Source organism: Acinetobacter piscicola, assembly GCF_002233755.1.
Lineage (GTDB): Bacteria > Pseudomonadota > Gammaproteobacteria > Pseudomonadales > Moraxellaceae > Acinetobacter > Acinetobacter piscicola.
In genome coordinates this window covers 123,147-142,467 of sequence record NZ_NIFO01000005.1, presented here as the reverse complement: position 1 = coordinate 142,467, position 19,321 = coordinate 123,147, and the positions used below count along the sequence as shown (strand labels likewise).

Below are 19,321 nucleotides of genomic sequence, written 5' to 3'. Positions count from 1 at the left end.
TTTTTGTACAGGAATAATAAAAAAAGGAAAGTAGATCATGTTGATCAATAATATGGAACAGTCTGATTATTTAAAGATTATCTGGGTTATGCTGTTTGTTGTAGGGGTATCGCAAGCACATGCAAAAAGCAGATTAGATGATAATAGTCTGGCTGATGAGGTTGGTGGTGTTGTTAAACTATCACCTATTATTATTAGTGCAGTTAAACAAGATATACAACAGTCGATCGAAGAACAAAATAATGTACAGCAACAAATTGCCAGAGAACAGGCGGACAAAGCCAAAAAGGATGAAATTTATTCTACGGTATTAACGGATTATGAATGGCAGAAAAAAGATCCAGATTCAAATAAACCCTCAGACAAATATCTAAAACCTTATGAGAAATATAAGTTTATAGAGATTGGTTATAATCCGTATCAACGCCATGACGTCAGAATCACAACCGATGATCGTGTGACGATCTATATCGGTCATGAAATTGACGGCGTTGGTTTTGTAGGACATTAAACAGGGTGATGTTTAATTTTCCATGCTCTATGGATTTTAGTATTACGTTTAAAGTCTAAGCCAATAGTTTCATTGGTAATTTCTTGAACGTCATACATGGCTTGGACTTCTTCATCCATTTCAAAACCACGATAGTTGTTTGAGAAATACAAAGTGCCATCTGTCGTTAAACGGTTCATTGCACGTTTTAATAGTGAGTTGTGGTCACGTTGTACATCAAAAGTACCATAAAACTTTTTAGAGTTTGAGAATGTAGGCGGGTCAATAAAGATCAATTCATATTGTTCATGACCTTCTTTTAACCATTCAAAACAATCGCTTGAGAAGAATTGATGTTGTTCATCTACATGATCAACGGTTAAACCATTTAAAACGAAATTTTCTTTAGACCAATTCAAATACGTATTGGATAAATCGACACTTGTAGTACTGGCTGCACCACCTAAAGCGGCATGTAAACTTGCTGTAGATGTATAGCTATACAAGTTCAAGAAGTGTTTACCTCTTGCTTCTGCTGCGATACGTAAGCGCATTTGACGATGATCTAAAAATAATCCAGTGTCTAAATAGTCTGTTAAATTGACCAGTATTTTGGCTTTGCCTTCTTGTACGATAAATCGTTTAGATGCCGTGCTTTGCTTAGCATATTGGGTTTTGCCTTCTTGGCGAGCACGTGTTTTGATGAAAATCGCATCACGACCTAAACCTGTCACTGCTCGGATAGATGCCAATGCAAGGTTAAAACGTTTTTTCGCTTTTTCAGGATCAATGGTTTTTGGTGGTGCATATTCTTGCACATGTAAACGATCACCATATAAATCAACGGCAACATTAAAATCAGGTAAATCAGCATCATATAAACGTAAGCAATAGATGTTTTCTTTCACAGCCCATTTTTTCAATGTTTGCATATTTTTTTGCAAACGATTGGTGAAGTCTTCAGCACCTTCAATTTTTTCAAATTGTTGTGGCTGCCATGTCTCAAGGAATGGTTTCACTACCGTTGCAGGTTTAATATCACCGAAACGAATGTAAATTGGTAATTTACCATTCATCAAACGTAAAATTTGTGGATTATTAAAGGCTAAAACGTCAGCTTGCTCAACAGCTGCTGCAATCACTGCTGCGTATTGATTTGGAAAATTCTTTTGTAAAAGCGCAGATAAACCTAGATATAAAGAACGGTTTGAGGCTTTTTCACCTAAACGCTCGCCATATGGAGGGTTGGTAACAATAAATGATGTTTTCCCTTCAGCTTGGAAATCTGGCCAATCTGCCAAAGTACGTTCTTCAATTTGAATTTGATCAAGTTGTTGTTCAAAACCTGCTGCAATAATATTCTGTTTGGTTGCTTTCACCGCTTCCCAGTCAGCATCGTAAGCATAGAACTTTGGTAACTCACGTTCTAATGCTTTTTGGTGACGCTCCGCGGCTTCAGCTTTAATAGACATCCATAATTCATGATTATGTCCATTCCAACCGTTAAAACCAAAACGACGCATCAGGCCAGGTGCACGATCGGTTAGAATCATGAGTGATTCAATGATGAACGTACCTGAACCACACATTGGATCTAAAATAATGTCAGGATTGCGTTCTTTTAACTTTGCCTTTTGCAAAATTGCAGCTGCAAGGTTTTCTTTGATTGGCGCATCTGTCATAAAATGGCGATAGCCACGTTTATGTAAAGAATCACCAGATAAGTCTAAGCAATAAGTATGTTCAGTTTTGCCTGCAAGGACATATAAAGTAATTTCAGGTTGTTTAATATCTACACTTGGACGCTTACCTACAGCTTCCATAAATGAGTCAACAACACCGTCTTTAACACGCAAGGTTGCAAATAGGGTATTGACCTTAATATCACGTTCGATGTGTAAGCGAACAGCAAAAGTACTTTGTGGTGCAAAAATAAGTGACCAATCAAAATTCATGGCGCCTTCATATAGCTCTTCGGCTACATCACGAGCATCATGAGTAAATTCAAGCTCATGTACATGAATGGGTGTAAGTACACGAGAAGCAAGACGAGACCACATGCAAATGCGGTAAGCATCTTCTAATTTACCTTTAAAAACGAGTCGTCCGGGGAATCGTTCGATATTTTGAACACCTAAACCTTCAATTTCTTCTTGTAGTAAGGTTTCTAGTCCATCCGCACAGGTGACCCAATATGTAGAAAGACGTGGTTTCGAATTCATGAACAATTTCCAAAGACTGTAAAGCAATCTAACATTTTAACGTATTTTGATGACGAAAACTTGAGGTTTGATCAACGAATAGGAATTTTTTGGAGAATTAAGCTTAATTTTGGATGGAATTGAAAATATTTACCTAAAATTGAACAATTGTAATGGAGCTTCTCAGATCTTTTAAAATGCATAATAAATCACATTAAAAATAGTAAACAAAATCTGTCTATATCCTATGTATAAAAATAACCTTGAATAACTTAATGAGGTTTTGAATTATTTAATTTTTAAATAAAACTAATAAGTATTTAAAATTTATAAAAATATTATTTTTGAATTTTACTGCGTTTTACTTTTTGGTATGTAATTTGCTTATTGACTTACAGTGCTGGTTCGTAAATTGATTTGTTTTTTTAATTGAAATTTAACTTAATTTATTGGGGTTTTTATGCAAAAAGTATCTTCTATGAGTTTTGAGAATCATTCAGAAGCGTTTTCAATTGCAACACTGATGTTAGCACGCTTAAGACGTGTTGCAGGTCGTGTGATTGATGTGATGTATTTGGTTGAAAATAAAAATTACGCAAAATATGTCATTGAGTTGTCAGTGTCTATTCAAGATATGGAATTAAAAAAACATGCGATGCGTTTACAGCATTTAATCGATCAGGAAGAACCTGAAGTACCTGTGGAATCGGTAAGAACAATGCAAGCCACTCAAGATGAAGAAGAATATGTTTCTGGTGCAACTGAGGAAGAAATTTACCGTGCACAAGTTTCACATCACTATATTGGTGCATTGAGATAGATATTAATTCTTATACAGCTCTAGATTTCCTACAATTTAGAGCTGATATAAGAAATTTAAAATCATCAGACAAACTTATGAGGTCGGTATGAGCCCAATATGTTTTAGGATGTATGACACTATAATATATTGATGATAATTCATTGTTTTATTGAGGATTAATAAATTTTGAATAAATCTAATGGATTGAATATAAATGACTTATTTCATAATGTTAAAATAATGATTATTTACTTAAATCTTCATCTGCCAAAGAAAAATAAAATCTGTATAATACCTTAACTTAACATGTAAGGAATCTCTCATGCACTTGGCGGCATTGCATACTCCGAGTCAGATTCAACTTAACCGAGATGGACATTTAAAACATTTTCTTACCATCGAAGGTCTTTCAAAACAAACCCTCACAAAAATATTGGACACTGCGCAGTCCTTTTTTAATGACCAAAATCAGCTCATTACCAATAACCTTTTAGAAGGTCGTACCGTAATGAATTTATTCTTTGAAAATTCTACGCGTACTAGAACAACCTTTGAAGCTGCTGCAAAACGCCTATCAGCCAATGTTTTAAATATTGATATTGCCCGCTCAAGCACCTCAAAAGGGGAAACCTTGCGAGATACGCTTTGGAACCTTGAAGCGATGGCGGCAGATATTTTTGTAGTACGTCATTCTTCATCAGGAGCGGCACATTTTATTGCTCAAACCGTTTGCCCGCATGTTGCTATCATCAATGCAGGGGATGGACGCCATGCGCATCCAACTCAAGCCATGTTGGATATGCTTACCATTCGTCGTGAAACCAAGAAAAAATTTGAAGATATTAGCGTCGCCATTATTGGGGATATTAAACATTCACGTGTGGCACGCTCTGATATTGCGGCATTGCAAACTTTAGGGTGTAAAGATATTCGTGTAATTGCGCCAAATACACTCTTACCTTTGGGCTTTAGTGAATTCGGTGAGTGCGTTCGCTTGTTCAATAATATGGAACAAGGCATTCAAGACTGTGATGTGATTATTACCTTACGTATTCAAAATGAACGTATAGATTCACCAGCACTTTCTTCTCAAGCTGAATTTTACAAAATGTATGGCTTAAATAAAGAACGTTTGGCAATGGCAAAACCAGATTGCATCGTGATGCATCCAGGGCCAATGAACCGTGGTGTAGAAATTGATTCAAGTATTGCAGATGGGTCGCAATCCGTGATTCTTCAGCAAGTGACCAATGGTATTGCTGTGCGTATGGCTGTATTAGCATTGTCAATGCAAGGACAGTTGCAAGAAAAAGGTTTGTTAGAAGCGATCGCGGTTTAAGGTGAAGGATAAAGTCATGAGTATTGTAAAAATTGAAAATGTACGTGTCTTAGATCCGATCAAAAAAACTGACAGTATAGAAACAGTTTATATTGAAAATGGAAAGATCGTTGCTGCTTCAGATGCCGTAACTGAAACGATTAATGGTCAAGGTAAATGGTTAATGCCGACCATGGTTGATTTGTGTGCCCGTTTGCGTGAGCCGGGACAACAACAACATGGAACATTGAAGTCTGAGGGTAAAGCTGCACGTGATAATGGTATTTTACATGTCATTACACCACCAGATTCAAAACCAATCGTGCAAGATAATGGTGCTTTAATCCATGGGCTTGTTGAAAAAGCGATGTTAGATGGTGGTATCTATTTACAGGTGATTGGTGCGCAAACACAGGGTTTAAATGGTAAACAACCTGCAAATATGGCAGGTTTGAAAAAAGGTGGTTGTACGGCTGTTTCAAATGCTTACGCACCTTTTGAAAATGATGATGTGGTGATTCGCACATTGGAATATGCAGCAGGTTTAGACATGACTGTTGTGTTCTATCCAGAAGAACCTCAAATTGCCAAAGATGGTTGTGTACATGAAGGTTTTGTTGCATCACGCCAAGGCTTACCGATGATTCCTGCAATTGCAGAAACCATAGCAATTGCTAAATATCTGTTGATGGTTGAAATGACAGGTGTCAAAGCACATTTTGGACTCATTTCAGCAGGCGCATCTGTCGAACTGATTAAAATTGCCAAAGAGAAAGGCTTGGCAGTAACTGCCGATGTTGCGATGCATCAATTGCATTTAACAGATCAACTGATTGATGGTTTTAATTCTTTAGCGCATGTACGCCCGCCGTTACGTGCTGAAAAAGATAAAGCATTATTACGTCAAGGTGTTAAAGATGGCGTGATTGACTCAATTTGTACACATCATGAGCCTTTGAGTAGTTCTGCAAAACTTGCACCTTTTGCTGAAACTTTACCGGGAATCACAGCGTTTGATACTTATGTTTCGTTTGGTGTGCAGTTGGTCAATGAAGGTATTTTTGAACCTTTGGAATGGGTTGAAAAAGTCACACTTGCTCCTGCAAAAGTGGCCAATATGGTAGACCGTTGGAGTCAAGAAAGTGGATGGGTATTGGTTGATCCTAAATTAGAATGGACTGTTTCTAAGGAAAGTATTATTTCTCAGGGTAAAAATACACCTTTAATCAATCAAAAAGTTTGCGGTAAAGTAATTCAAACTTTTATTGCTTAAGCTTTATTTATTTTTATATTTAAGTCAGCTTCGGCTGGCTTTTTTATGCATTATTTTATATTGCGTTGAAAATATGTTTTAACTACAAAAAACTATTATAAATCTCACTATTTAATAACTAGAATAAAAACGGTCAATAACAGATTCTATTATTACAAAACAACAATGACACAGGAGTGTTCAGTATTATGAATATTATTGAGCTGTTAAAAGAAAAAGTGACATCAAAAATATTACAGGGCGATAATCAGTTTCAAGATGAAAAAATAGGTGCATTAGCCGCTTTTTATCCTATTTTACTCACGGTACTCAAATCTAAACCTGAATTAATTCGTACATTACAGCAAAGTTTAAATCCACGCTTAGGTGATGTTTTTAATAATAATTCAGAGTCTGTCAGTGACTTTCTAGGTTTAGTTGGTGGTGATGCGCCGCCAAATGAAATCGAAAAGACTTTAAATCATGCGATTTCACCGACCTTATATTTACTTGAAGATCAAGCGGGTACTGATGATAAATCGGTCATTTTTGACCTGATTCAATCACAATGGTCTAATATTCAAGCGGCGTTACCTGCATGGGCTTCAGGCTTATTTTCTGCAATTGGTTTAAGTGTTGCAGGTTTAGGCTTTGGTACACAAACTCAAGCTGCCCCTGTTGTTGAAACGATTATTCCTACACCACCTGTAGAGCCTATTGTTGCCGCACCCGCACCGCCAGAGCCTTCATCAAGTCATCATGCCGTCAATGAACCTGAGCCCAAAAAATCAAATTTGTTTTTGACGGGATTGATTGCTTTATTAATTTTAATTGTTTTGGCATTTTTATTATTAAGAAGTTGTAAAAATGATGTTGTCACAGCACCAGCAAATCAAGCGACTGTAAATGCACAACAACCTGCCCACTTTCAAATCACTACAGATCCACAAGGTGGTCTAGTCACATGCTCGGCTAAAATAGGTCATGAGCAGTTCACAACAGCTTTACAGAATGAAGTAAAACAAATTTTTATTCATACCGTCGGTTGTGGTATCGATTCAAGCCAAACGTTCAATGCAGAATTAATTGATCAAAACTCTTTGGTCAGTGTATTGAAACTGGTGAAAGGTATTCCAAATGCTTCTTTGACTTGGACAGGGAATGAAATTTCGTTACAAGGTGCAGACCAAGCAACATTACAAGCATTGGCTGAAAAGATTAAACCTTTAGTCAAAGATATGAATGTTGTGGTGCAACAACCATTAAGTGAAAGTGAGGCGGTTTCATCAAGTATTGATCAAGCTAAGCAAGCGCTGCAAGGGATTGACCCAAGTAAAGCACGTGCATTAGATATTGCGACAGCATTGAATATGCAAATTATTAACTTTGCGAGTGGTTCAAACTCAATTCCTGATGTGAATAAACCGATTCTCGATCAAGCTGCAGCTCTTATGAATCATTTACCAAATGTACAATTACTCATTAAAGGCTATACCGATTCTGTGGGTAATGCTGATGCCAATAAAGTTTTATCTCAAAAACGTGCACAAGCCGTTGCAGATTATTTAATGAGTAAAGGTGTTTCACCAGATAAACTTTTAGCGCAAGGTTTTGGACAAGAAAATCCTGTAGCGAATAATGCAACCAAAGAAGGGCAGTTTAAAAATAGACGTATTGAGTTTGAAGTGACCAATACTGAAACAGGAATAACCCGTGAAGTCACTGAAGAAGGGATTGAGAAAAAACAATAAATTGATATTTGATATGTACAAGAAAAGCCTTTAATTCTAAGTAATGCCAGTCAGTTAAGAGTAATTTAGTCGTTACTCTTCTAGGAATCTCTCCTAACCCTGAGCCATATATGGCGCAAGGAAAAGAGGGGAACTATTGAGAATTTAAAATAATTTTGGATTCCTTGCGCAGCAGTGCTGCTCATCCCTCCTTTTCCAAAGGTGAGGAGCATGCTCCGCAAGGGGGAGGATTTTAAAAGGCTTAACTGATCAGTATTACTTAATTCTAAGGTTTTTTATTTACATGTTTGAGTTTATTTATTTGGTAAATGATTTGATTCAGATTAAATGTGAATTAAAGATTTATGTACTTTCGATTCATTTTGAATGATTTATAAAAAGTATATTTTGGAACACGTTGATTCGTGTGCTTTTTATTGGCATGCTGTAAAAAGATTAAAGCAGATTATTATTTAGATTGAATATGCGTATTAGTTTTATTGGCTCAGGTCGAGTTGCTCATCACCTCGCAAAACAATTGTCAAAACAGCATCAAATCGTGCAAATTTACAGTCGTGATATAGTGCATGCACAAAAATTGGCTGAACAACATCATGCGCAAGCCATTCAAAATTATTCACAATTTGAAAATAATATTGATTTACTCATCATTGCTGTGAGTGATCAAGCAATTGCAGAAGTTATTCAAAAGATTAGTCCTTATCTTGAAAATGTGCTGATTGTACATACTTCAGGAAGTACTCACTTGGATGTACTGAGTCAGTATCATGCACGTTCAGGCGTATTTTATCCTTTGCAGACGTTTAGTTTGGAACGTGACATTGATTGGGCAAATACGCCATTATTTGTAGAAGCAACACAAGTGGAAGATTTGCAAATATTAACTGCACTTGCAAATAGCCTAAGCAATCGTGTTTATACGTACAATTCTGCGCAACGCTTGAGTTTACATTTAGCCGCGGTATTTGCTTGTAATTTCAGTAATTATTGTTATGACATGGCGAAGCAAGTGGTCGATGCTGAACAGGTAGATTTTAGTTTACTTTATCCTTTAATTTTAGAAACCGCCAATAAAGTGACACAAAATAATCCTAAAGCAATGCAAACAGGCCCTGCGATGCGTGGCGATCAGAATATCCTCAATATGCATATGAATATGTTAGAAAATGCAGGACGAGAGGATTTAAAAGAATTGTATCAGCGCTTAAGTCTAGGGATTCAAAAAAGCCAATCATCTCAATAGCGCAGATTGCATTATTTATTGGGTAAATCAAAATCGAATTTGATTACCGACAAAATTCAAAACAGCTTGAATATTGATATTGTTGTTTATATATTGAAATGGTTCAAAATTAAATAATTAACGATAAAATGAATATTCATCAAAGATTATTAAAAGAAGTCGATTGGAAAGATTTGGTTCAACTGAACCCAAAAGATGTTTGGTCAGAATTACTTATTTCACTTCCTTGGTTATTGTTATCATTGCTTTTTGCTCAACAGACTTGGTATGTTCCAGCACTGTTTTGTTCCTTCATGTTCTTTTTAACAGGGTTACGCCAAGTCCATAATGCATTTCATTTTGCCTTAGGGATCAGTCGAGGAAATACGCATTGGACCATGTTTATTTTAAGTGTTCTCATGTTGGGCTCAATGCATGCAGTGCAAATCAATCACTTGCGTCATCATCAGCATTGTATGCAAGATGAGGATGTAGAAGCCAAAAGTGCGAAAATGAAATGGTGGCAAGCTTTACTGTTTGGGCCAATTTTCCCTGTGATGTTGCATAAAAAAGCTTTTGAGGTGGGTACAGCAACTCAACGCAAATGGATGATCGCTGAGTTGTTTGCCAATATCATTGTTTTAATCGCTGTTTTTATTGTTTTAGATATTACTGTTTTAAAATATCACTTTATTGCTATGCTCATCGGTCAATGTATGACCGCTTTCTTTGCTGTTTGGACAGTGCATCATGATACAGAAGATCATGTATATATGGCTCGGACAGTCCGTAATGAATTTAAACGCGTCGTGACTTACAACATGTTTTACCATGTAGAGCATCATTTATTTCCAGCTGTACCTACACGACATTTACATATTTTGGCAAAACGTTTGGATGAATATGACCCGAGTGTCGAGATTCGGGAAGTTTTTTGAATTTATGATTTTGATTTTTTGATGTAAAAAGCTGCAACCTATGTTGCAGCCTCAAAGTAGTTTTAAATTTTAAATCATGGGGTTAATTTATTTTCTTAAAAATAAAGTCATTGATCTTGTGACCAGATTCAATTCCACGACGCTCAAATTTAGTTTGTGGACGCCATTCAGGGCGTGGATAACTATTGCCTTTACCTGCTAAATTTTCTAAACGTGGACGATTATCTAATACATCAAGCATCCATTCTGCATACGGTTCCCAGTCTGTTGCTGCATGGAACGTTCCGCCGATTTCCAGTTTTTCTTCAACCAAAGGCATACGATCATGCGAAACAAAACGGCGTTTAAAATGACGTTTCTTTTGCCATGGATCAGGGAAGTACAATTGAACAGTATTGATACTATTGTCAGGCATTTCACGAAGTACTTGAATCGCATCTGCATCTAAAACACGTAAGTTTTTGACTTCAGCCATACCAGCTTCATATACGCATTGTGCAATACCCGGAACATGCACTTCAATACCAACAAAGTTACGTTCAGGGTTAGCCTTTGCCATAAGAACTAAGGAACGTCCCATGCCAAAGCCGATTTCAACTGTCAATGGACGTTCAGGGTGTTGAAAATGTTGACGTAAATCAGCAACTGGGTATTCCAAAATTAAATCACGATGCTGTTCAAGCGCAGTACGTTGTGATGTATTCAGCGGAGCAGACCTACGCATAAATGTCACAATTTCACGGTGTTCTTGTAAATTATCTAAATCTACAACTTGTTGTGCTTCAATTTGATCGTTTGACATCGTTTTGGCAATACTAAAAATCTAAAAGGCGTATTGTAAGACCTGAGTGGGGCAAGTCAAATTTTTTATCCAATCTTTAGATAAATTGAATATATTCTGTATAGATGTTAAATTGTCATAAAATATTCACCACGCTGTCATTAATAAAAATTAATCTGCTTTAAATTTCAACAAATGTTAAAAAAATTATGAAAATATTAAAACCGCATCATTTATGCCTCAGTCTGGCGCTATTAGGCTGCTCATTTCCAAGCTATGCACAGCTTATGTTTAGCCAATATATTGACGGCACAGCAAACCGTAAGGGGTTAGAGATTTATAATCCTGATGGTAGTGCTGTCAATTTATCTGATTATGAAATTCAACAATTTAGCAATGGATCAACCAGTAAAAGTTTTTCTGTAACTTTACAAGGTTCATTGTCCAGTAAGGCTAAATTTGTTATTGGTCGTTCAGAACTGCAAGCAGAGATTGGCAATAAAGTGAATCAAGTAGCAGGCTTATCTTTCAATGGTGATGATACTTTGGTGCTGTTATACAAAGGTACGCCAATTGACCGTTTTGGTAGAGTTGGGGAGAAACCTGCAAATAACGGTTGGGGCACAGCGATCACAAGTTATCAAAATAGCCTAAGCAGAATTAAAAAAACAAATGATGTGACTTCAATTGATCCGTCTGCTTCATTTGACTTAGACAACGAATGGTCAAAGTGGTCAGAGCGCAATGCATTCAATCAATATTTGACTGATGCAACAACACTTCCGCCATTAACTTCAGTTAGTTGTAGCACTGTGGATACACCAATCGCAGATTTACAAACAGCAGCACAGGATCAACAATATGTGATTCGTGGCGTCATTACGGCGGATTATCGTTATGAAAATGGTTTTTCAGGTTTATATATTCAAACACCTGATAGCAAAGCCAAAGCGGATTTAAGCAATGCAATCTTTGTTTATTTACCTGCTGGAAGTACTGTAACTGGTGGAAAAGTCGGCGAGGAAGTCATTCTCAAAGGGCGTTTAACAACCTATCAAAACCAATTACAAATAGATCAGCTAAGCAGTAATATTCAAACCTGTAATACGCAAGCTGCGAGTCTCGTGAGTGCAACGCCACTGCAATTACCATTCTCAAGCTTAACGGATGCAAAAGGTCATGTACCTAAGCGTTACCAAGGCATGCTGGTGAAAATACCGCAAACGTTAACAGTCAGTGAAAACTACAATTATGGACGTTTTGGAGAATTATCGCTCAGTTTAGGACGTCTATATATTCCAACCAATTTATATCCTGCCAAGTCAGTTGAAGCGGTAAATTTGGCAAAACAGAATCTATTGTCAAAAATTATTTTAGATGATGGTTATAACAATCAAAATAGAACGCCGTGGTTGCCGCAAAGTTTTAATGCATTGAATACCTTAAGAACAGGCTATCAACTGAAAAATGTAGAAGGGATTTTAGAATACCGCTTCAATGCGTGGCGTATTCAACCAATTCCAAATAAGACACCAGAGCTTGTAAGCGATACCAATCCACGTCATTCTACTGTCATTACAAAAGAAACAAAACAAACCCGTGTAGCTGCGTTTAATGTTCTTAATTATGACAATTCGCCTTTAATTGGGGTGAAACCTGATCGAGGTGCCAATACAGTTTCAGAGTTTAATCGTCAGCATTTAAAAACGGTAAATGCGCTCAAAACCATCGATGCTGATGTCTTTGCCTTGATGGAAATTGCAAATAATGGCTATGCTGAAAATAGTGCAGTTGCTTACTTAACCAAAGCTTTAGGTGCAGATTGGAAATATGTTATTCCACCAAATACTGCAAAATTAGGAACAGATGTAATCGCTGTTGCTATTATCTATAACAGCAAGCGAGTAAAACCTGTGGGTGTAGCTGTAGTTTATGATGATTTAACTCAGAAAAATCGTGTCACGATGGCGCAAAGTTTCCAAGCTTTATCGGGCGGAAAAATCTTTACCATTGTACCGAATCATTTGAAATCTAAAGGAAGTTGCCCAGAAGACAAGACTTTGGTAGATGCAGATCAAGGCGATGGACAGGGGTGTTGGAATTCGACGCGTTTAACTGCTGTACAAAAGTTAATGCAATGGATCGCAACCAATCCAACTAAAGTTGAGAAGCCTAACTATTTATTGGTGGGCGATATGAATAGTTATGCCAAAGAAGATCCAATTTTGGCCTTAGAAAAAGCCAACTATAAAACACTACTCAATGATGAAAAAGTTGGACAAGGTAAAACTGCTTATAGCTATGTTTTTGGTGTGGCAAGCGATGCAAATGGCAATGGTGGCGCAGGGAATTTAGATCATGCGATTGCAGATTCAAGCCTATATCCGATGGTGAAACGTGCTTTTGCATGGCATATCAATGCAGATGAACCCACTGCGCTGGACTACAATGAAGAATACAAAACGACTGAACAAATCGCTGCATTTTATAATGCAGATGCATTTAGATCGTCAGATCATGATCCTGTCATTATTGACCTTGATTTGAGTGATTCGAACTCAAATAGCACCGATTCACCAACGGATTCTAAAGATACCAATGGTGGAAGTACTGGTTTATGGTCTTTACTGGGATTGATATTATTGACGTTAGGATCTGCATTGACTCGACATAAAAGATAATTTTGAATGAGCAATTTAAGCCAATAACCAGCTGGCATAGTTGGATCAAGAGAAGTGTAAAAGCTTCTCTTTTTTATGTCGTCAAATGAAATGGCAGGCTAACGGTTAAAATGGTTTGATTGGGGTGAGAGTTTATTTCAAATACCCCGCCAAGCCGTTTACCCCGTTGTTGCATACTGTGTAATCCAACATGTAAACCTGTTTCTACTTGTGCAGGATCAAAGCCAATACCATTGTCAGAAATTTTTAAAATTAAAAACTGTTCACTTTCAGTGAGAGAAAACTCAACTTGGGTTGCATGGCTGTGTTTAATAATATTGGTTAAAGCCTCTTCTGCAATACGAGCCATGGTTAAACACTGAAGTGCATTCGGGGGAGTTTGCCAGTTTTCAGCTAAGATCCATTTGGACTGAATTTCAAACTCTTCAAACAATTGCACAAAACGGTGGCGTAATGGCGCAACCCATTGAATAGGACCTGTTGGGATTTTGGTATCTAAACAGGAGCCAAAATCTATAGTCTGTCTTAAATCATTACGCAATAATTTTAAAATCGACAACATTTGTTTTTTTTCAATGTGATCGTGGTTTTCAAGTAGCATCATGGAACGAGAAATTGAACCACCTAATCCATCATGTAGATCATGGGAAAGATTGACTCTTTCTTGTAATTTCGCATTTTCCAAAGCGAGTTGATGTTGATTCTTTAAGGAGCTTAAAAGTTCATTTTTAGCTTGGATAATACGCTGTTCAAGTGTTTTATTAAAATGAGCAATACTTTTCGTGTTATTCGCAAGTCTAAATGCAAGTATAAAACCAATCAATAAAGTACCAATTGGAGAGGTGTATGGCGATAAAATATGACCTTTGAGTGTCATGATATAAATTGCATCATTAATCACGATTGGAATAAAAACTAGATATTGAATAGCTAAGACATAGGTTTCTTTTAATTTGGATTGATAGGCGATAAAGGGATAAGTTAGACACTTTAATAAGAAAATAATCACGCAGCTTATAAAGATAAAATTCAATATTTTAGGTGTATATTGCTGTGGCAAAAAGAATATACACAAGATTGATAATCCACAAAAAATGAATAAAATTAATTCGAGATATGGGAATTTTTTATTGGCAAGACGCCATGCAGCGATACAACCTGATACGGTGGAAAAACAAAAAATTGAGATACAAATACGATCTAAATTGATACTGGATAAGCCAAATATGGGTTCTTGTCGCATCATTCCCCATACATAGATCATCCAGCCTATTCCAACAAAACCAAACCACTTAAATGCTTTTTCTGTTGGATTAACAACCCAGACCATAAGGCAAAAAATGCCCATAATAAAATTAATAATAAAGCTTAGAGTGGGTGAAATACGTTTTTCAAGCAAGCTGCGATCATAAATCTTCTTCATTTGAGTATGTTCACCCAAAAAAAGCTGCCCTAAACCGGATTTTTGGGTAGGCGTACCAATCACTTTGATCCAAAGGACATTTTCACTATGCTTTAAACTAGATGCAGGTAGGATCCAGTAACGAGGGGTGTGCCAACTTCGGGAGAGTGGTTCTGCTAAATTTTGGTCTTTCCAGAGAAACTCATGATTTAAGTAGATTTCTCCAGCCATATTGATATTTTGAATGACTAAGGTGATTGGTGTTGTTGTTTGTTTATTTGGACATTGGTATTCCCAATTAACTTTATACCAAGCACTTGTATGATAATTTTCCCATCTTTTATCCCAGTAGTCGGGCAGCTTTTTTATATCCACCCAGCCAGATTTTGGTAAAGCTTTAATATGATTAGCATTTGATTTGATGGCTTGTATTGAGGAAATGATGGCTTGGCAATTTAAGTTTTCTTGGCTCAGCGCGTCATTGGCATATATTTTTATTGTCATCAAGAGTGACAGCGTAATGAAACCAATGTAGATCATCCAATGATATTGTCTACATTTTATAGTACGCTGGTCTTTGGGCATTTAACTTTTCTCCAAAGATGTAAAAGTTTTGAAAATGCTTAAGTTGGATTGTCGTTTTGCATCACTGATTCATCGTCATAATGCCTTGTATATAATATACACAATTTATGGGAATATGAATGTATTGTTATTTCGTGTATTAAAGCTTTCTTGGTTCTTTACGTTACACCTCTTGGTTTTTGAGGAACAATGGCACGAATCACAGTTAAGCCGGTTTCAGAATGAATCTCAAATTCTCCACCAATCCTTTTCACACGAACCTGCATACTTTGTAAGCCGACATGTAAACCTTGTTGAACGGTAGTCGCAATAAAGCCTTGGCCATTGTCTCTAATTTCTAAAATTAGCCGTTGCGAATCATCTTCAACTAAAGAGAGTTCAACCTTTGTTGCCTGACTGTGTTTAATAATATTGGTGAGCGCTTCTTCAGCGACACGTGACAATGTTAAACAATGTAAGGGGTGTGGGATCAACTCCCATTGATTTGCAAGCGTCCAAGTCGATTGAATATCCATTTCCTCAAAGAGTTGTACGAAACGATGGCGTAAAGGTGCAACCCACATGATCGGGCTTTCTGGCACTTTGGCACCGATACTAGAACCTGAATCAATCACTTGTCTTAGATCATTTCGTAAGAGTTTAAACATGGACAAAACCTGAGGTTTTTCAATTTTTTCAGAATGTTCTAGTAAAATCATAGAACGAACGATTGAGCCACCTAAACCATCATGTAAATCGTGCGCTAGATTTAAACGTTCTTGTAAACGCATATTTTCTATTTCGAGTTGATGTTTTTTATCCAAAGATTGTTCTAAGTCAAAAGTGACTGTTTCAACAGTTTCTTTCAATGTACGGTTAAATTTTTCGATATGACGCATATTTTTTGCAATACGCCAAGCAAGAATAAATGAAATTGCTAAACTGGTGATTGGCGCTGCAAATGGCGTCCACATCAGTTTATTGAATTGCTTTGATTGTAGTAAATACAAATCATGGCAAATAATAATAATAAATAACAAGAATACGATTGCGAGTAAATAGATATCAAATTTACGTTTTTTGTATGCAATCCATTGAACAAAAATACAATTCGAAACAAAAGTAATAGTGCTATAGAGAAAAGCACCGTTTAGTGCGATTGATAGATATTGATCTGGAATTAGTAATAAAATGATCGTAACTACAAGGGTTAAAGTAAGTAATATTTTTTCTACAGTCGCAAATATGACATTAGCAAAGCGCCAAACAAATAGACAAAGTGTGTAGGCATAAGCCACCAAAAAAATAAGATTTAAACGAGAGTGAATTAAACTGTCAGTGAAAGGAAAGGGTTCTGTGATGAGTAAGTTACTAACAAACAGTGCCCAAAATAAACAATTTAAAGCAAACCAGCCAAAAGCAATTTCTCTGCGTCTAAATAACCAAATTAAAAAGCTAGTTGTTCCAAAAACGAGTGTAATGAGTAAATTAATAAAATAAAGCGTTCTACGTTCGAACATCAATTTTTCATGCATATTGTTTATTTTTTCAGCATTATCAATACTTACAATACCTAAACCTGAATTCTGCGTTGCGACGCCCACTACTCTGACTAAAACTTCATTGCGACCTTGATTTAATGATGTTGATGGTAAAATCCAAAAACGAGGCATATTCCAGCTGCGTGATAAAGGTTTGACAAGAGATTTATCATGCCAAATTAGTTCATTATTGCTATATACAATCCCTGCAATAATGATTCGGTCAATAAGTAAGGCCAATGGACGCTTCTCTTGACCATCACGACATCGATACTCCCAAACGATTCGATACCAAACAGAGCCTGAATAACCTGGCCAACGGTTTTCCCAATTATCGGGTAATTGAACGTTTTGCCAACCTTGTTGAGGGACTTGCGCTAAATTTTTATTCGCTTTAACAACTTGTGTTGTTAGAATTTTCACTGCGCATGGATTATTGTGATTATTAAAATCGGTTTCTAATAATGATTCAGCAAATAAATTTTGTGCAAAACTAAAAAAAATACAAATAAAAACAATACACTGTAATATTAATAGAGTATTCCAAGATTTCGAGCTGTGTCGATTGCTTTGGCTCTGTTGCATACCGCAAGTTTCCGATAAATATGTTTAATATGAGATTCAACCGTGTATCGTGATAATGTAAGTTGATCCGCAATTTCTTTGTTACTTAAACCTTGTGCAACGAGTTCTAAAATCCCCAATTCTCGTTTTGAAAGAACACTATTATTATTTGTTAATTTTGAATCACTTAAATTTTTATTAACAGGTTTTTTTTCATTAAATTGTAATTGTTTTAGAATCTTTTGAGCAATGAATGGATCAATAGGTGCACCACCACGAAGTACACTACGAATAGACAAAGAAACTTCCAAATCATCTCTTTCTTTTAGTACATAACCTGTCGCACCTGCACTTAAAGCATTGAGAATAGAGTCTTCTGTACTCCATGCTGAAATAACAAGAATGGTGATGGTTGGATCATAATCTTTTAACGTTTCAATAAAATCAATACCACTCCCATCGGGTAATCCCAAATCAACAAGTGCAAATGATGCAGAATATAATTGTAGTTGCTCATTGGCTTGAGCTAGATTTTGGGCAAAATATAAATCTGATATTGAATATCCAATATTGATTAATATATCCGTAAGCCTTTTTTGTATCAGAGGTTCATCTTCTACAATAATGACTGGAACAGGTAAACTTAACTCATTGTTCATGATGTAGAAAACTCATCAATGTTTATTCGCACATTTTTTCAGGTATTGATGATTTTATCTATACCTGATAATAGGTATTTTGATTGAGAAACGTAAGTTTTTCTAAAAAATGTTGTGCTAATGCGTTCTAATTAAATCGCTTTTATTGATAAATAGACATTGATATGGTTAATTTGTGAGAAAAATTTAACAATTTTATGGCTTATTTTTTAGCAAATTGCACTATTTGAAATTGTATAAATAAAGTACCAAAACCTTCTTTTTTTCTGAGTATTTTTTAAAGTTTTCATCATTTTTAAAGATGTGTATGTTAAAACAACAATTAGACAACTTTGACTTGAAAAAGTATTCATTTTATTGAATATTCAAGTTGTATCTTATTTATAAATTTTACGCTTATTTGCAATTTTCACGTTTTAAAACTTGAAATTGGTCAATAAGCCATTTAAAACTGAAACAGTCATATAACAAGGATTAGATATGAAGTTGTATTATTCTCCAGGTGCATGTTCTTTAGCTGCCCATATTTTGCTCAACGAAATTAATGTTGATTTTGATATAGAACGTGTTGATTTAAAAACACATAAAACAGAAAAAGGAGCAGACTATTATGAAATTAATCCAAAAGGTTATGTGCCTGCTTTAGAAATCAATCCAGGCTTGGTTTTAACTGAAAATGTTGCTGTACTTCCTTTTATTGCACAACATGATCCAAAACAAGATTTAATTCCTCCATCAGGCTTAGGACGTGCCAAAGTGTTGGAATGGCTAGGTTATTTAAACTCTGAATTACATGATGAGTATGCTGTTTTCTTTGTACCAACTGTAACAGAAGAAGAAAAAAAAAGAGGCTATGAGACCATTGATAAAATGTTGCGTTATATCGACGATTATCTAGGTGAATCAGAATACGATTACTTGGTGAATGATCGTTTTGGCCCAGCCGATGCTTATTTATTTGTACTGACAAATTGGTCAAATTCTATTCATCATGATCTGACACCATTTACAAATATTGTCGCTTTACGTAATAAAGTCGCTGAACGTCAATCTGTACAAATCGCGATGCGTGATGAAGGTTTAATTCCTTAATTGATATAAAAGTAATCATAAAGCATCTAATAAGCTAGGAGCTTAGGAAGCTAAATTGATTCA

At 36.0% G+C, this 19,321-nt stretch carries 14 protein-coding genes; 9 read left to right on the top strand and 5 right to left on the bottom strand.

From position 1 onward, the window contains the following. Positions 1 to 37: 37 nt before the first annotated feature. On the top strand, positions 38 to 511 hold the full coding sequence (locus tag CDA10_RS10450) for a hypothetical protein (protein ID WP_089605546.1): 474 nt from the start codon (positions 38 to 40) through the stop codon (positions 509 to 511). On the opposite strand, the gene rlmKL is transcribed toward CDA10_RS10450, so the two are convergent. Then, positions 508 to 2,712: a bifunctional 23S rRNA (guanine(2069)-N(7))-methyltransferase RlmK/23S rRNA (guanine(2445)-N(2))-methyltransferase RlmL gene (rlmKL, locus tag CDA10_RS10445; RefSeq protein WP_089605545.1), complete on the bottom strand. Its 2,205-nt coding sequence runs from the start codon at positions 2,710 to 2,712 to the stop codon at positions 508 to 510. The genes CDA10_RS10450 and rlmKL overlap by 4 nt on opposite strands. 439 nt (positions 2,713 to 3,151) lie before the next feature. On the opposite strand from rlmKL, the gene CDA10_RS10440 reads away from it, so the two are divergent. From CDA10_RS10440 to CDA10_RS10415, 6 genes are all read left to right on the top strand, one after another. Continuing rightward, positions 3,152 to 3,511: a hypothetical protein gene (locus CDA10_RS10440; RefSeq protein WP_089605544.1), complete on the top strand. Its 360-nt coding sequence runs from the start codon at positions 3,152 to 3,154 to the stop codon at positions 3,509 to 3,511. Positions 3,512 to 3,815: 304 nt separating this feature from the next. Continuing rightward, positions 3,816 to 4,832, top strand: a complete 1,017-nt coding sequence (locus tag CDA10_RS10435; RefSeq protein WP_089605543.1) for an aspartate carbamoyltransferase catalytic subunit — start codon at positions 3,816 to 3,818, stop codon at positions 4,830 to 4,832. A gap of 16 nt (positions 4,833 to 4,848) precedes the next feature. Next, positions 4,849 to 6,084 (top strand): dihydroorotase, encoded by a 1,236-nt coding sequence (locus CDA10_RS10430; RefSeq protein ID WP_089605542.1) that lies wholly within the window; start codon positions 4,849 to 4,851, stop codon positions 6,082 to 6,084. A gap of 188 nt (positions 6,085 to 6,272) precedes the next feature. Then, positions 6,273 to 7,814 carry an OmpA family protein gene (locus tag CDA10_RS10425; RefSeq protein ID WP_089605541.1) on the top strand — a complete coding sequence of 514 codons (1,542 nt, stop codon included), beginning with the start codon at positions 6,273 to 6,275 and terminating at the stop codon, positions 7,812 to 7,814. A 463-nt stretch (positions 7,815 to 8,277) separates the two neighbouring features. Then, a complete protein-coding gene (locus tag CDA10_RS10420; protein ID WP_089605540.1) occupies positions 8,278 to 9,057 on the top strand; it encodes a Rossmann-like and DUF2520 domain-containing protein in 780 nt (259 codons plus the stop codon). A gap of 128 nt (positions 9,058 to 9,185) precedes the next feature. Beyond that, entirely contained in the window at positions 9,186 to 9,974 is a 789-nt protein-coding gene (locus tag CDA10_RS10415; protein WP_089605539.1) for a fatty acid desaturase family protein, read from the top strand. 82 nt (positions 9,975 to 10,056) lie between these two features. Here CDA10_RS10415 and trmB read toward each other — a convergent pair whose 3' ends face one another. Then, positions 10,057 to 10,776: a tRNA (guanosine(46)-N7)-methyltransferase TrmB gene (gene trmB / locus CDA10_RS10410; RefSeq protein ID WP_089605538.1), complete on the bottom strand. Its 720-nt coding sequence runs from the start codon at positions 10,774 to 10,776 to the stop codon at positions 10,057 to 10,059. 188 nt (positions 10,777 to 10,964) lie between these two features. On the opposite strand from trmB, the gene CDA10_RS10405 reads away from it, so the two are divergent. Next, positions 10,965 to 13,436 carry an ExeM/NucH family extracellular endonuclease gene (locus tag CDA10_RS10405; RefSeq protein WP_089605537.1) on the top strand — a complete coding sequence of 824 codons (2,472 nt, stop codon included), beginning with the start codon at positions 10,965 to 10,967 and terminating at the stop codon, positions 13,434 to 13,436. A gap of 73 nt (positions 13,437 to 13,509) precedes the next feature. On the opposite strand, the gene CDA10_RS10400 is transcribed toward CDA10_RS10405, so the two are convergent. The 3 genes from CDA10_RS10400 to CDA10_RS10390 form a co-directional block, all read right to left on the bottom strand. After that, complete coding sequence (locus CDA10_RS10400; protein ID WP_089605536.1) at positions 13,510 to 15,423, bottom strand: ATP-binding protein; 1,914 nt, start codon at positions 15,421 to 15,423, stop codon at positions 13,510 to 13,512. Positions 15,424 to 15,581: 158 nt separating this feature from the next. Beyond that, positions 15,582 to 17,528 (bottom strand): sensor histidine kinase, encoded by a 1,947-nt coding sequence (locus tag CDA10_RS10395; RefSeq protein WP_089605535.1) that lies wholly within the window; start codon positions 17,526 to 17,528, stop codon positions 15,582 to 15,584. After that, positions 17,474 to 18,166 carry a LuxR C-terminal-related transcriptional regulator gene (locus tag CDA10_RS10390; protein ID WP_089605534.1) on the bottom strand — a complete coding sequence of 231 codons (693 nt, stop codon included), beginning with the start codon at positions 18,164 to 18,166 and terminating at the stop codon, positions 17,474 to 17,476. The genes CDA10_RS10395 and CDA10_RS10390 overlap by 55 nt, the downstream gene beginning before the upstream one ends. Positions 18,167 to 18,646: 480 nt before the next feature. Between CDA10_RS10390 and CDA10_RS10385 the strand changes: the two genes are divergently transcribed. Beyond that, positions 18,647 to 19,258 carry a glutathione binding-like protein gene (locus tag CDA10_RS10385; RefSeq protein ID WP_089605533.1) on the top strand — a complete coding sequence of 204 codons (612 nt, stop codon included), beginning with the start codon at positions 18,647 to 18,649 and terminating at the stop codon, positions 19,256 to 19,258. Positions 19,259 to 19,321: the final 63 nt, after the last annotated feature.

Excerpts from the sequence above, each read along its gene's own strand:
- trmB (WP_089605538.1), bottom strand. The coding sequence starts at position 10,776 with ATGTCAAACGATCAAATTGAAGCACAACAAGTTGTAGATTTAGATAAT.
- CDA10_RS10415 (WP_089605539.1), top strand. The coding sequence starts at position 9,186 with ATGAATATTCATCAAAGATTATTAAAAGAAGTCGATTGGAAAGATTTG.
- CDA10_RS10420 (WP_089605540.1), top strand. The coding sequence starts at position 8,278 with ATGCGTATTAGTTTTATTGGCTCAGGTCGAGTTGCTCATCACCTCGCA.
- CDA10_RS10400 (WP_089605536.1), bottom strand. The coding sequence starts at position 15,423 with ATGCCCAAAGACCAGCGTACTATAAAATGTAGACAATATCATTGGATG.
- rlmKL (WP_089605545.1), bottom strand. The coding sequence starts at position 2,712 with ATGAATTCGAAACCACGTCTTTCTACATATTGGGTCACCTGTGCGGAT.
- CDA10_RS10395 (WP_089605535.1), bottom strand. The coding sequence starts at position 17,528 with ATGCAACAGAGCCAAAGCAATCGACACAGCTCGAAATCTTGGAATACT.
- CDA10_RS10390 (WP_089605534.1), bottom strand. The coding sequence starts at position 18,166 with ATGAACAATGAGTTAAGTTTACCTGTTCCAGTCATTATTGTAGAAGAT.
- CDA10_RS10385 (WP_089605533.1), top strand. The coding sequence starts at position 18,647 with ATGAAGTTGTATTATTCTCCAGGTGCATGTTCTTTAGCTGCCCATATT.
- CDA10_RS10435 (WP_089605543.1), top strand. The coding sequence starts at position 3,816 with ATGCACTTGGCGGCATTGCATACTCCGAGTCAGATTCAACTTAACCGA.
- CDA10_RS10440 (WP_089605544.1), top strand. The coding sequence starts at position 3,152 with ATGCAAAAAGTATCTTCTATGAGTTTTGAGAATCATTCAGAAGCGTTT.
- CDA10_RS10425 (WP_089605541.1), top strand. The coding sequence starts at position 6,273 with ATGAATATTATTGAGCTGTTAAAAGAAAAAGTGACATCAAAAATATTA.
- CDA10_RS10450 (WP_089605546.1), top strand. The coding sequence starts at position 38 with ATGTTGATCAATAATATGGAACAGTCTGATTATTTAAAGATTATCTGG.
- CDA10_RS10430 (WP_089605542.1), top strand. The coding sequence starts at position 4,849 with ATGAGTATTGTAAAAATTGAAAATGTACGTGTCTTAGATCCGATCAAA.
- CDA10_RS10405 (WP_089605537.1), top strand. The coding sequence starts at position 10,965 with ATGAAAATATTAAAACCGCATCATTTATGCCTCAGTCTGGCGCTATTA.